Annotated in this window: 11 protein-coding genes; 5 read left to right on the forward strand and 6 right to left on the reverse strand. The window is 66.5% G+C overall.

Going from position 1 to position 12,606, the window contains the following annotated elements:
- The 3 genes from HJC40_RS10925 to HJC40_RS10935 form a co-directional block, all read right to left on the reverse strand.
- Nucleotides 1-375, reverse strand: a 375-nt coding sequence (locus HJC40_RS10925; protein ID WP_250000770.1) for a helix-turn-helix domain-containing protein, incomplete at its 3' end; no start/stop codon positions are given.
- Between the two features lie 336 nt (nt 376-711).
- Nucleotides 712-1,518, reverse strand: coding sequence for a hypothetical protein (locus HJC40_RS10930; RefSeq protein ID WP_250000771.1), 807 nt, complete (start codon nt 1,516-1,518; stop codon nt 712-714).
- 915 nt (nt 1,519-2,433) lie between these two features.
- Entirely contained in the window at nt 2,434-3,639 is a 1,206-nt protein-coding gene (locus HJC40_RS10935) for a helix-turn-helix transcriptional regulator (RefSeq protein WP_250000772.1), read from the reverse strand.
- 76 nt (nt 3,640-3,715) lie between these two features.
- On the opposite strand from HJC40_RS10935, the gene HJC40_RS10940 reads away from it, so the two are divergent.
- A complete protein-coding gene (locus HJC40_RS10940) occupies nt 3,716-4,432 on the forward strand; it encodes an HAD hydrolase-like protein (protein ID WP_250000773.1) in 717 nt (238 codons plus the stop codon).
- Between the two features lie 1,775 nt (nt 4,433-6,207).
- Here HJC40_RS10940 and HJC40_RS10950 read toward each other — a convergent pair.
- The gene (locus HJC40_RS10950) at nt 6,208-7,410 is read right to left on the reverse strand and encodes a helix-turn-helix domain-containing protein (protein WP_250000774.1); all 1,203 of its coding nucleotides are present in this window, start codon (nt 7,408-7,410) and stop codon (nt 6,208-6,210) included.
- Between the two features lie 68 nt (nt 7,411-7,478).
- Between HJC40_RS10950 and HJC40_RS10955 the strand changes: the two genes are divergently transcribed.
- Nucleotides 7,479-8,048, forward strand: a complete 570-nt coding sequence (locus HJC40_RS10955) for a flavoprotein (protein WP_250000775.1) — start codon at nt 7,479-7,481, stop codon at nt 8,046-8,048.
- A gap of 20 nt (nt 8,049-8,068) precedes the next feature.
- Here HJC40_RS10955 and HJC40_RS10960 read toward each other — a convergent pair whose 3' ends face one another.
- Complete coding sequence (locus HJC40_RS10960) at nt 8,069-8,800, reverse strand: hypothetical protein (protein ID WP_250000776.1); 732 nt, start codon at nt 8,798-8,800, stop codon at nt 8,069-8,071.
- Between the two features lie 61 nt (nt 8,801-8,861).
- Complete coding sequence (locus HJC40_RS10965) at nt 8,862-9,140, reverse strand: UTRA domain-containing protein (RefSeq protein ID WP_250000777.1); 279 nt, start codon at nt 9,138-9,140, stop codon at nt 8,862-8,864.
- Nucleotides 9,141-9,210: 70 nt separating this feature from the next.
- On the opposite strand from HJC40_RS10965, the gene HJC40_RS10970 reads away from it, so the two are divergent.
- From HJC40_RS10970 to dhaK, 3 genes are all read left to right on the forward strand, one after another.
- A complete protein-coding gene (locus HJC40_RS10970; RefSeq protein WP_308200897.1) occupies nt 9,211-9,471 on the forward strand; it encodes a PCC domain-containing protein in 261 nt (86 codons plus the stop codon).
- 304 nt (nt 9,472-9,775) lie between these two features.
- Nucleotides 9,776-11,524, forward strand: a complete 1,749-nt coding sequence (locus tag HJC40_RS10975; protein WP_250000778.1) for a hypothetical protein — start codon at nt 9,776-9,778, stop codon at nt 11,522-11,524.
- An 80-nt stretch (nt 11,525-11,604) separates the two neighbouring features.
- A complete protein-coding gene (gene dhaK, locus HJC40_RS10980) occupies nt 11,605-12,606 on the forward strand; it encodes a dihydroxyacetone kinase subunit DhaK (RefSeq protein WP_250000779.1) in 1,002 nt (333 codons plus the stop codon).

Raw genomic sequence — 12,606 nt, forward strand, 5'->3', positions numbered from 1 at the left:
GCTCTTGGGTCGTTTGCTCGGCTCTGGTGTGACCAGTCCCTGAGCAGCCAGGTGCCGGGCGATCGTGGCCCGCGAGACGGTGCGGTGGTGGGTGTGCTGCAGATGCCAGCGGATCGTGTCCGGGCCGGCGTCCAGGCCCCGCTCGGCCAGGTCCTTGCGGACCGCCACGATCAACTCGACCACCGGTTCACCGATGGCGGTCGGTGACGTGCGCGGCCGTCTCGACTTCGGCTCGAAGGCAGCCTCACCCTCGGCCCGATACCGGGCGATGAGCTTTGACACCCAGCCCTTGGACACGCCGTAGGCGCGGGCGGTCTCGGCCTGGCTACGACCCTCGAGGACAACGGCAGTGATCACGACACGGGCTAAGGACACCCCGCGACGATCACCGTCATCCAAAGTTTCCTATGTCCCGACACACCAGTTTCCGATGACTTGAGACAGGGGTTTCCTATGTCTTGAGCCAGGACACTGCCGGGCGCGCAGCATCAAATGGCCTTGACCTGCTGTTTCTAACCGCCGGTGCAACTCTCGACCGCGTTGATCGACGACGCTTCGAGGGCTGCACGCCTGGCGGTTCACTCCTGAACAGGATGTGCAGGGCCACAGCTCCCACCGCCGAGCAAGCCCCCTCAACGGAACACTCGCGTAAGAAAGCTTCAGCTATTGCTGGGAGCTGTTAGACGACATTCAGGCCCATGACGGCCTTACTCACACGCCGCTGGTGCGGTACACGCTCCATCGGTCTGCGGCGACCACCATGCGTCTGGTCCAGGCGTCCGGCTCTGCTCCGGCGATTTCGTTCCACATGCGTGCGTTGGCCGCAGCGAATGCGGTAAGACCAGCGCTGGTAGCCGTTCGCCAGCCGGGAATGCGATGCGCCCAGCTCTCGGCTTCGGCCGGTGAATGGCCGGCGCTGACAAGCCATATCGTCCAGTAAGCAGCGTCCAGCCAGGCGGCCCCCCGGGTGGCCCATCCCCAGTCGACCATGCGGGCGCGACCGTCGGCGACGATGACGTTGGCGCTGTTCAGATCTGTGTGGAGCAGACAGGACCCAGCGAAATGGTGCAGCTCGTCGGGCGCGGCGTAGTGCTGGAGCCGCAGCGGCGCCTCGCGGAGGGTGACATCTGGGCACGGGATCCCACCGAGACGAATTAGCAGGTCCACGACCGGTCGGAGGTCGCCGGAATCGGGGGCGTAATCAGCTTCATGCCCGGCGATGGCCTCAAAGATCAGAACGTCCCACCCATCGGTAACGATCCGAGCGAGCAGCGTTGGCGCGATCGAACGAACGAAAGGAGCGACGGCCGCTTCAGCAGCCTGGGTCCACACCCAGCGATGGTCGCTTGGCAGAGCTTTGACGAAGTACTTGCCACCGGCGGCCAGGATAAAAGCGGCAACGGAGCTGTTGAATCCGGCCTCTACGCTCTTGACATGGTGCACTTCGCCGGTGCATTGCTCGACCTCGTACCGAACTTTCTTCGGTAGATCCCCATAGGGAATTCGACTGGGCGGCATATCAGCTTCTCGATCTCGACGAGGCCCGCGACCGCCGCGTTCATCGCACGACGACGACCCGAGCAATGCGTTGCCGCAGCCGCGCTGGTTGGTGGCCGTCGGCGACCAGCACAGGGCGTACCAATTATGCCCGGCGGTTCCCCATAGAACGAGCCTGGTTCGTGAAGGGCGTCCTCGTAGCCGGTGGCGCTACGTCGGCCAAGCTGCCCTTCCTCTCATGGTCGGTGGGCCGACGGATCGGACGGTCCGGCACACGGGGAACCCATCCCATGAACCGATGCCAGAAGTCGATCTCGACCTCCAGGGGATACCGGACGGCATCTTCGATCGCCTCGTACATGTAGGAAGCCATGTAAATCCGAAGAGACGAATGCCCGTGCCGGTAGGTCGTCAGCAGCTCCGCCCGCTGCGTCGAGCAAGGCCACGGCTCCGCACAGCCCGGTGCTTCGCAACGCCAATCGGGCCGTGATGGTGTGTGCCCGATCGCTGGCTCCCGCATCCGATCCGCCCTCAACTTGCGAGCGGAAACCGCGCGACCGGTATCCGCCGCGCATTGATCAACTCAGGCTGGCTCGCCCCTGGCTGGCGCGTCGGCAACCGAATCGTGCGAGAGAAGATGACGACCGCGTTCTCCCGCATCCAACACGGACCCAACATGTCGCACTCCACGCAGCGACCCGTGGCACTCGATGTGACGTGGGTGTCGAGCACCCGCTGAGCTTCGCTCAACTGCTGTTCGGCCGATGCTGAGTAGTAGGTCCCCGTCATCATCGGGCAAGCGCCTCCTAGTTCCTCGCTCGGCGACCAGTCATCAGACAGGCCGGAATCAAGGAGGACGCTAGTTACCGTGCGGATTCAAAGGCTCCACATCAGGTGAGGGACACCGTGTGTGTTCCCTGCTCGCGAAGGGCATGCTTAATCTGTGAGGCCGGCCGTTGCCAAAAGCGGCTGAAGGTCAGCTCTGATCGTCGCTCGCGCCGTCCCGCTCAGCTGGCGTAGAAGCTCGCGGGCAACAGAATTGAAGCGCAGTTCCTCAGGGGACTCTCGATGTACCCGCGTCAACATGTGAATGGCCGCTACCTGGTTTCTCTGACGCGCGTAACACCGGGCAGCGTCGAGATGGTACGTGAGGCGACGTTCGACTGATGCCGCCTCAGCGACCACCGTTCGTTCGGCCAGTTCCAGCGCTTGTGCCGTTTTTCCCAGTTCAACCGCGGTGGAGATGCGATGCAACGCTACATTCGTCGGGCCGAAGGCCATACGGTTATGGTTCGTCTCTCCCACCCGAGCCGCGATAGTCGCGGCCTCGGTCAGCAGCTGATCTGATCCATCGGCGTCATCCTCCCGAGCGGCCTCGGTTGCACCCAGTAGGTGCAAGCCACCAAATACGGCCAGCCGAGCCGGCGACGCACGATCGAGATGCCTTCTGAGCTGTCCGATCGCTTGCCCGACGACGCTCCGCGCCTGCGATGTCTCGCCTTGAGCCGACAGGATCATGGCAAGGTTCCACGCTGCGGCCCCGGACAGATCGGGATCATCCGCGTCACATGCGCACGACACCGCGCGGTCGGCTACCAGAAGAGAAAGCTCGTACTCACCGACGCGCTTGGTCCACGTGCGGGCAAGCTGATAAGCAGAGCTTGCCAGGCCAAGCGCAGTCTTGCGGTCTGACCCTTCCAAGGTGTTCACGCCAGCTTGCGCCAACCCGACCAGGTTCGGCAGGTACCGGCCTACTGCCTCGTATCTGAACGCTGATGGCGCCTGCCAGGTGTCCCACGCCCGCACAACTAGAGTTTCGAGGTCTTGCAGCGTGGTGAAGGTGACTCCGTGACCCCGGCTCAGCACTGCTGTTCGCACTGCCTCGGCGCACGGGTGACCTCGCTTTCCGTCCGGCATCAGCGGGAGCGGCACCCCGGTCAACTCTCGGAGATCCTTGACACGCAAGACCTGAGCGAAGTTGACCAGTTGCGAAAAACGGGTGACCAGGCGGTCGCCGGACTCGATCTTCTTCATCATCGACAGCGAGATACCAGCCAATCCCGCCAGCTCATCCTGCGTCAGCCCTCGACGGACGCGATAGCTGGCAATCCGCTGGCCAATGGCCCACTCATCGACTTCCACATTTGCTCCAGTCTCCGGTGGACCCTGGGCATCCGGCCGACAAGAGAAGATTACGCCCGCGTGGGAGACTCGCCGCATGACCACTGGCCTGCATCACCCGTGGCTCGTGCTGTGGGACATCGACCACACCTTGCTGGAGACCCGGGGCCTGGGATCGGAACTGTACGGGCGAGCATTCAAGACGGCGACTGGCACCGAGATGAAGCAACAGGCCGACGTCACCGGCCAGACCGAGCCGTCGATCTTCAACGCCACACTACGACTGCATGGGATAGCCGAGGATGAGCACTACCTCACCCGATACAAGCAGGCGTTGGCTGAGGAGTACGAGCATCACCGGGAGGACCTTCGCCGCCGTGGTCGCGCGTTACCCGGGGCCGAGGAAACGCTCGCCACTCTGGCCGCCGAACCTGCGTTGATCCAGAGCGTCTTGTCGGGCAATCTGCGTGCCGTCTCAAAAACCAAACTGGACGTCTTCGAGCTTGACAAGTACCTCGACCTTGAGGTCGGGGCCTATGGGGACGACGACCCCGAACGTCCGCAGCTTGTCGCCATCGCCCAAGAACGGGCGCACCGTAAATACGGGACACCATTCAGCGAGGCGAACACGGTCGTCGTAGGGGACAGCACTCACGACATCAACACCGGCCTTGAAGGCGGGGCTCGCTCGATCGGCATCGCCACCGGGTCAGATGACATCGACACCCTGCGGGAAGCCGGCGCAGGGGCTGTCCTGAGGGACTTGACCGACGAGCGCGCCGTACTGGCGGCGTTGCACCGGCTGATCACCTGAACGCCCATATCGTTGTCGCAGGAGCGGCCGGCATCTTCGGGCGAGCGCCAGCCGTTGCCCTGACCTTTTAACGCCCGGCCGTCGGATAGCGTCGCGAGATGCACCCCGTAATCGTCACTGGCGCTCGTGTTCATCTCCGGGAGTTCCGGCCCGACGACCTCCAAGACTCCATGGCGGTTGTCGGTGACCCGGCGGTCACGCAGTCGCTCAGCTTCGACGCTCGTTCCGAGGTTGACCAGAAGAGCCACCTGGCAGCTGACGTCGCGAGAGCGAGTCAGGACCCGCGGCCCGACTATTACCTCGACGTCGCCGAGGCCGACGACCGCCTCATCGGCTTCGTCCGCATAGGGCTAGGACCGAATCAGGGACCACGTTTTCACCAACGGCGCCTGGCGCGACTCGCTGCTCTACTCGATTCTTGACACCGAATGGACCCTGCACACTCCCTGAGTGGGCAGCGATCGTCGCGGTGGACCACGCTCCACGCAAGCATCATCGAAAGCTGCGCGTGCGCGGATCTGCCGATAAGTAGCGGCGAGGCGGTTGACTCAGCTAATGCGTAGATTCCTTGTGCTGTCGAGCCTGGCGACGTGCCGGTACGTCGGGGCGGCCCAGTTGACGCCACAGCAGCACCCGACCCAGGCCGATGGCGTAGGCAATGCCCACCAGGGTCAAGAAGGCAGCGCTCCAGCGTCCCTCGATGAGGAGGAACGTTATGCCTAACGCTGGAAACAAGATGACCCCTGTCACGTATACCCAGAGCGGCAGCCGATGTGTTCTGTGCACTCGGGCATTGTCCTTCACGAGTCCCCACTGCGCTGGCCCGGCGAACTGATCGCCGAGGCACCTGATCCGACGTAGGGCCAGGCGGAGTGATGCTCTACGTCGCTCGACCGACGGACATTGGACCTGCCTCCGCGGACAGGACTTCGGCCCTACGACCGGGACACGGCGCCTGGCGGGCCCCGGGCTCCGCGCACGAACCACGACAGCTCCGGATGTCGAGGCACTGACTCGTGGGGCTGGAAAGGCGGGCGCCGGCAAGCCCTTCGTCTACACCAGCACAAACCGGTCTACGGGCTCGACCCCGCCCACTCCCGGGACGAGGACGCAGAACTGCCGCAGCCGGGTACTGCCGGCCAAGCTGGCCGGCGAGCGCTTGGTCCGCGAGGCAGCCGGGCACCCGACGGCGGGCACCTACAACGCGGCGGGACCGCGGCAGTTCACCTTCCGTGAACTTGCCGAGGCGATCGCGGATCTGATCTGGTCGAGGTCTCTGAAGAACTCGGAACCCAACCCATGAACCGCGACCAGAAGTCGATCTCCGCTTCGTCCGGGTGACGGACGGCATCCTCGATGGCGGCGTGCATGAACGACGCCATGTATATGCGGAGAGACAACGGTGCCAACCGGTAGGACTTCAACAATGCCGCCCGTTCGGCAGTACACGGCCATGGCTCTCCGCAATCCGAAGCCATGCAGGTCCAGTCCGGCCGGCGTGGCAGGTGAGGTGTTGTCGGCTCGGCCATGGCAACGTCGCTAACCCGCCAGGGATAGCAGGGTCCTCAATGTTCGGCGGGTGTGAAGGCTTCGCGCAACTGCCGCTCGGCCGACGCGGCGTAGTAAGTCGCGGACGCCTGGCTGCGCTTGTTCGAACTCGCCGGGCCTGCCATTTCTTGCGACGCCTCCTGTCGGTGCAGGGCGGGCGGTGATCGCCCGCACTTGACAGGTGTGACGCTATGGCGACTCCACGCAGCGATGATTAGAGGCAGTAATCATGCCGCGTCGAGCCGGGCGGCGAAGGCTTGCAGATCGCGCCCGCCCGCCGAGCGACGTGCCCTGCGCAGCATCGAGCCGACGGTTTCGCGTACGAGCGGTGACAGCCGGACACGTTGCGGCGCGATCGTTTCGGCGCGAAGGAGGGCAGCCATCGCCTCGACATCGTGCTTACGGGTCTGCGCCAGGCACCGGCCCAGGTCGGCGTACATGGTCGCCTGTCGGTTCGATGAGCCGACGGCGGAAACGTCCGGCGCCGGCTTACCCGCGACCGCGCCTCCGTCGCCGAGTTCGGCGAGCATGCCGAGCCGCCAGATGGCTACGTTGGTCGGCCCGAACCACAGCTGACCGAAATTTCCTTCGCCGAGACGGGACGCTGAAGCGGTTGCCTCGGCGAGATGAGTACGGCTGGTCGACGAATCGCCACCGATTGCGGCCAGCATGGCGGCGCTCAGATGGAGCATGCCTTGGACCTGTGCGGCCCGCGGATGGCCGGCATTCGTCTCCAGCAGGTCGATGGCGCGGACCGCGCGCTGTAACGGCAGAGCCCGGGCCTCGGCGGGCAAGGTGTGGACGATGGCGAACTCGGCTATTCCCAGCCATTCCGGTTCGTCAGGCAGAAGGCCGGCAACGTCCCGGCATTGCTGAGCCGCCAGCATCGCCAGATCGGCGTGCCCGAGGTATTTGGCGGCGAAGGTGGTCGCGTACGTGATCCAGGCCAAATGGCGGAGCGAAACGGGGTCGTCCCGTTTGCTTCCCAGAGCCAGGAGCAGGCCGGGAAGGCCGGCGATCAGATCGTCGTAACGGCAGGCATTGTGCAGTGCGGTGACGTCACGGACTGCTGCCGCCAGGTCGCGGGGCGCGTCGTCCGGTGCGCTGGTGGAGCCGAAAGCCAATTCCGCGATTGCCGCTCGCAGCGCGGGCAGATAGCGGGTGGCGGCGGCATGTTCCAAGGTGGTCGGGTCGTACGGCTGACCCGTGAGGTCCGCCAACGAGACTTGCAACGCTTTCGCGAGAGCGAGCTGAGTGCTGCGTTTGTCGAGCGCGGCCGTCCCGGACTCGATCTGGGCGATGTATCCCTGACTCAGCCCGGCAAGCTCCGCGAGTACGCGCTGGCTGAGATTACGCTTGAGCCGCCAACGGCGGACCCGCACCCCGATGTGGTCCAGCGCGGTGACGGAATCTCGGCGTTCCGCAACCATGGCAGGACGATACGTCAGCGTCTGGGCCCGGACTACAGCCCGGACGGTGGGTCGAGTGATGGAGCGAGATGCCAGTCGCCGGTCAGCCAGTGGTCTATGTCGTCGCCTGCGGCGGACGCCCGGCCGCTGACCTGCCACCTTTCGTGATCCGGCTCCAAGCCGACGGGTGGCACGTCTGCGTCATCGCCACACCCTCCGCGGTCAAATTCATGGATCTCGATGCACTCGCGACGATTACCGGCCATCAGGTCCGGTACGACTTCAAGCAGCCGGATGAGCCGGACGCCCTTCCGTTTCCCGATGCGTACGTGATCGCCCCGGCGACCTTCAACACCGTCAACAAGATGGCGTCGGGGGCGAGTGACACCCTCGCGCTCGGCATGCTGAACGAAGCCATCGGCTTGGGCCTCCCGATCATCGCGGTCCCCACCCCCAACGTGGCACTTGCCCGGCATCCCGCCTTCCAGGCCAGCGTGCGGTCGCTCCGCTCGTGGGGAGTAACGCTTCTTTTCGATCCGGACCGCTATCCCCTGCCCACCCCCAACATGGGCGCGCCGGCTGCCGGGCTGTTTCCCTGGTCAGATTTAGCCTCGGCCGTGAGCGAGATGCGGAAGTCGATTCCCGTGGTCCCGGACTAGCTCGCCTCAAAGCTGCGGTGTCATCTGGCCGGGCGGCCGCTTCTCACCAACGCCAGCGCGACAACGGCAAGGCCCCACGCCATGCTCAGCACCGACCACCCGCGGGGATAGGCCGCGAATGCGTCCGGCCAGCTGAAAGACACCAGACCCAGGTACGCGGCGACGAGGCCGGCACAAACGCCGATGAAACGCCGGCCGCGCGGCCAAGCTGCCGCGAGACAAGCCAGGGCTGTCACGCCGAGGGCGAGCGCACCCTGGACGGCGTAGTGGTTGACGCCGATCGTGTCGTCCCCGGCGAAGCCCGCCCGGTTGGCCTCGTACATCTGCCAGACGTAGATCGACCACGGCACGACGCCGAGAGTCGCGACGACAGCGAGCGGACGCTGGATCACCAGCGGTCTGGGCCAGACGTTCTCACGGCCAGGAACGCCCAGGAACACCAGCGCCGCAACCGCCAGAACAGCGGCGATCACCAGAGCGGGACCCTCCACGGCAACGGCAGCGGACAACGCCAGCGCCCCGGAAACCACCAGCACCTGGATCACTGCCGGTGCCGCCCGCTGCGGCGAGAGGGCGAGGTAGCCGAACGCGCAGCCCAGCAGGACCGTGAACAGAAGTCCCCAGCCGGCTTCGAGAACCACCGGCCATGCCGGGTCCCAGGTCTCAGAGAGGTCGATCAACCCGAATCCAGGGAAGAACAGACAAGCCGCAGCAAGCAGGAGGGCAAGTCCGCGGAAGGCCGCGTTCCTCATGGCTTCAGAGTGCTACGGCTCCTGAGAAGCCGGAAGACAGGCGCCGTCGGGATTTCCACCCCTACTGGATCACACGTCGAAGATGTACGGCCATGCGGACATAGATGCCGCCCAGCCCAGGGCCGGTGTAGGCCACTGCCGGGACTGCGGCCACCACGTCGAGTGGCAGGTGGCTCGTCGCAGTCATGACGATGCGGTCGTCCACGACGAAGCGGCGCGCCCGGGTCAGTACGGCTGCGCCCGGAGGTACCGAGAGCGCTTCGGCGATGTCCTCGGACGCGGGCGTCTCCAGCCGGTCATCCTCGACCAGACGGCCAGGGATCAGGAACTCTTGGTCCATGCGTGTCGTGCAGGTCGGCTAAGGGCGAGACGTCCTCGAGGTCCTTCAGGAGGAAGTTGATCGGCTGGGGATCGGCGGCGCGGCCATCACGCTGATCGGGGCGGTCGACGAGGCGGAGATCTCGGTCATCGGCAAGGACGACGAGAACGTCGACCACCTCCGTCGCTACTCGCAGCCGATGGAGCTGTCGGGCACCGGGGAAGTCGTCGAAGGGAAGGTCCACCTGCACGTCACCCTGGGTGGTGAGGACCTCACCGTTGCCGGCCACCTCCATCGCGCGGTTGTCGGGGGCTTCTTCGTTCGGGCATACGTGACTGCGCTGGATGAATAGCTCTGCGCCGACGGGACGAATGCGTTCAGTAGTAACGCTTTCGAGGTACGGCGGGCTTTGTCGCCGTAGAAGTGACGCTTCGGGCAGATCCCTTATTTCTGTCATGACCCCGGCACAAGTGATCCGGACAAAATGTGCATTCCCGTCCTCTAACAGGAGTGTGGCTCACGCCTCCATCCACCAGGGTTTTAAGGGGTCCACGGTGGATACGCGGTCATGGCATACTTCCGGCCCGATGACGACTCAGATTCACCTTCTAGATCCGGTTCAGCCCTCCGGTGGCCCGGGGCCGGCGCGTTCGCGTGTGCGGCCCGTCTGGGTGATCGCCGCGGCACTGGCCGTGATCGCGGCCATGGTGATGAGTCTCTGGTCGGCCCTCAACGACGACGTGACGTACGCGCTGGGCGGCATCGAGACGGCCGCCCGGGGTGGGGTCAGCGTCTGGGACGTGTTCGTCGCCCGGCCGGTCGCCTATCGGCTGCTGATGGTCTGGCTGGAGCTGCCGGTGCCGGACGGGGCCTCGCTGACGGTGACCGAGTTGGCCGTTCGCCTCGGCGCCGACCTGCTCGTGGCCGGCTCGGCGGTCGCGCTCTTCTTCGGTCTGCGTCGTTACCTGAGCTCGGGGGCCGCCGGCCTGATCGCCGTGGCTACCGGGCTGGCGCTGATCGTCGCGCCGCCGTGGCACTTCCTGGAGCCCGACTGGGCGGCCGTGCTGGTCGCGGCGCTGGCGGTCGGCGCGGCCTGCGCTCCGCGCCGGGTCTGGGTGGGCGCGGTGCTCGGAGGGTTCGCCGCCTTCCTGGCCATCGGGCTCAAGCTGGCCACCTTCCCGCTGGCCCTCCTCGCGCTGTTGCTGATCGGGTTGCTCGACCGGCGCCGGGCCGGCTGGACCGGCCTGGCCACCGCCGTGTTCACCGTGGCCTGGTGGTTGGCGACCAAGCAGTTCCTGCCCTGGGAGGGCATCTGGCTCAACGACCAGGCCAACCTGGTTGCCAACTCCCCCATCCACCACGGCATCCGCTGGGAGGAGATCCACGGGCTCCTCACGGGGCTCGGTGACACCGCTCTGATCAGCCCGATCGTGGCCGTGGCGCCGGCTGCGGCGGCGCTCCTCGTGCGGCGCCTCGAGCCGGGGCGACGGCGGTGGGCCGGGGGCGTCATCGCGGTGATCGCGACCGGGTTCTCGCTGGCTTCCGCCTACGGGCAGGGCGAGTTCTTCATGTACCACTTCGCGGCCGTGCCGGTGTTCGCCGCCGGCGTGTGGGCCGCGGCGTTCGCGCTCTGCCCGGCCGCCCGCACTCCCCTGGCCGTGACCACCGCGGCCTTCGCGGTGGCCAGCTTCTTCCTGCTCCGGCGGCCGGCGGAGTGGCGGCTCGACAACGTCACGGTCATCACGGTCACCTACCTGGTCGTGGCCGTGGTCGCCGCCGTGGTCGCCTGTTCGTACGCGGGACGCGCCGCCCGGCGCACGCCGGGGAACGTCCCGGCGCCGCGGACCACCACGGAGAACGTCACCCTGCCCGCGCCGCGAACCCCGGCGGACGACACGGCGGCGACGGCCACCCGGCGGAGCCGCCGGCCCGCATCGGTGGCCGTGGGTGTCGTCGCGCTGGCCGCCGCGATCGTGCTCGGCAATCTGCCCAAGGCGCCGTTCGCGTTCAGCGGCTACAACTACCGGGGCGACAACGACCGCCCGACCGCCACCGGGTACACCGCCCTGCGGGAGCGGATCGGGGCGGACACTCCGGTGCTCTACCTGACCTTCGGCTCGGCCAACTACAAGCTGGGCAATCCGACGCACTGCCGCTATCCGTCGCCGCAATGGCTGCAGCGCGGCACGTACGTCCGGCCGGTGCGCAGCACCGAGAGCTACGCCGACAACCTGCGCTGCCTGACCGACGACCACGATGCCCGCTACCTGGTGTGGCAGCCGTTCTGGTTCAACCGGATGAAGTCGGGCCCTCAGGTCAGCTCTCTGCTCCAGCAGCAGTTCGACTGCTCCTTCGAGGCCCGCATTCCCGCTCCCAAGCACGTCGTCGTCTGCCCCCGCCGCTGAGATTGTCCGGCGCTCTCGAAACCGCTGGGCCCTCGGCGTAGCTTGAGGTGGCAGACTGATCGCCAGCGGTGAGGAGCACCATGAAAAAGCTCATCAACGACCCCGCGAATGTCATCAGTGACGCGCTCCTCGGGTTCGCCGCGGCGCACCCGGAGCTGCGCGTCGATCACGAGAACCGGATCGTGGTGCGCGGCGACGCGCCCGTACAGGGCAAGGTCGGCCTCGTCTCCGGGGGCGGGTCGGGGCATGAGCCCCTGCACGCCGGGTTCGTCGGGCCGGGGATGCTGGACGCGGCCTGTGCCGGGGAGATCTTCACGTCACCCGTGCCGGATCAGATGGTGGCCGCCACCCGGGCCGTCGACGGCGGGGCGGGCGTGGTGCACATCGTCAAGAACTACACCGGCGACGTCATGAATTTCGAGCTCGCGGCCGAGATGGTCGAGGCCGACAGCGGTACGCAGGTCGTCGCCGTCGTCATCGACGACGACGTGGCCGTGCAGGACAGCCTCTACACGGCGGGCCGGCGCGGCGTGGGAGCCACCGTGCTGGTCGAGAAGATCGCCGGGGCCGCGGCCGAGCAGGGACGGCCGCTCGATCAGGTCGCCGAGGTGGCGCGCAAGGTCAACGCGTACTCCCGCAGCATGGGGCTGGCTCTCACCTCGTGCACCGTGCCGGCGGCCGGCAAACCCACGTTCGACCTGCCCGAGGGCGAGATGGAGGTCGGCATCGGCATCCACGGGGAGCCGGGCCGCCGTCGGGTGCCGGTCGCGCCGGCCGACGAGATCGCCGAGATGCTGGTGGCCCCGATCCTGTCCGATCTCGACTTCACCGGTGGGGACGGGGTGATCGCCTTCGTCAACGGCATGGGGGCGACACCGCTGATCGAGCTGTACGTCATGTTCAACGAGGTGTCACGGCTGCTGACCAAGGCCGGCATCCCGGTCGCCCGGTCGCTCGTCGGGCCGTACATCACCAGCCTCGACATGGCCGGCTGCTCGGTCACGCTGATGAAGGCCGACGACGATCTGCTGCGGTTGTGGGACGCGCCCGTCCGCACGCCGGCCCTGCGGCGCGGGGTCTGA

The sequence above is a fragment of the Actinoplanes sp. M2I2 genome, from assembly GCF_023544445.1.
In the GTDB taxonomy this organism is placed as follows: Bacteria; Actinomycetota; Actinomycetes; order Mycobacteriales; family Micromonosporaceae; genus Actinoplanes.

What these genes read in the sequence shown, in the direction of transcription:
- HJC40_RS10950 (WP_250000774.1), bottom strand. Translation starts at nt 7,410, where the DNA reads ATGGTTGCGGAACGCCGAGATTCCGTCACCGCGCTGGACCACATCGGG.
- HJC40_RS10930 (WP_250000771.1), bottom strand. Translation starts at nt 1,518, where the DNA reads ATGCCGCCCAGTCGAATTCCCTATGGGGATCTACCGAAGAAAGTTCGG.
- dhaK (WP_250000779.1), top strand. Translation starts at nt 11,605, where the DNA reads ATGAAAAAGCTCATCAACGACCCCGCGAATGTCATCAGTGACGCGCTC.
- HJC40_RS10965 (WP_250000777.1), bottom strand. Translation starts at nt 9,140, where the DNA reads ATGGACCAAGAGTTCCTGATCCCTGGCCGTCTGGTCGAGGATGACCGG.
- HJC40_RS10960 (WP_250000776.1), bottom strand. Translation starts at nt 8,800, where the DNA reads ATGAGGAACGCGGCCTTCCGCGGACTTGCCCTCCTGCTTGCTGCGGCT.
- HJC40_RS10940 (WP_250000773.1), top strand. Translation starts at nt 3,716, where the DNA reads ATGACCACTGGCCTGCATCACCCGTGGCTCGTGCTGTGGGACATCGAC.
- HJC40_RS10955 (WP_250000775.1), top strand. Translation starts at nt 7,479, where the DNA reads ATGCCAGTCGCCGGTCAGCCAGTGGTCTATGTCGTCGCCTGCGGCGGA.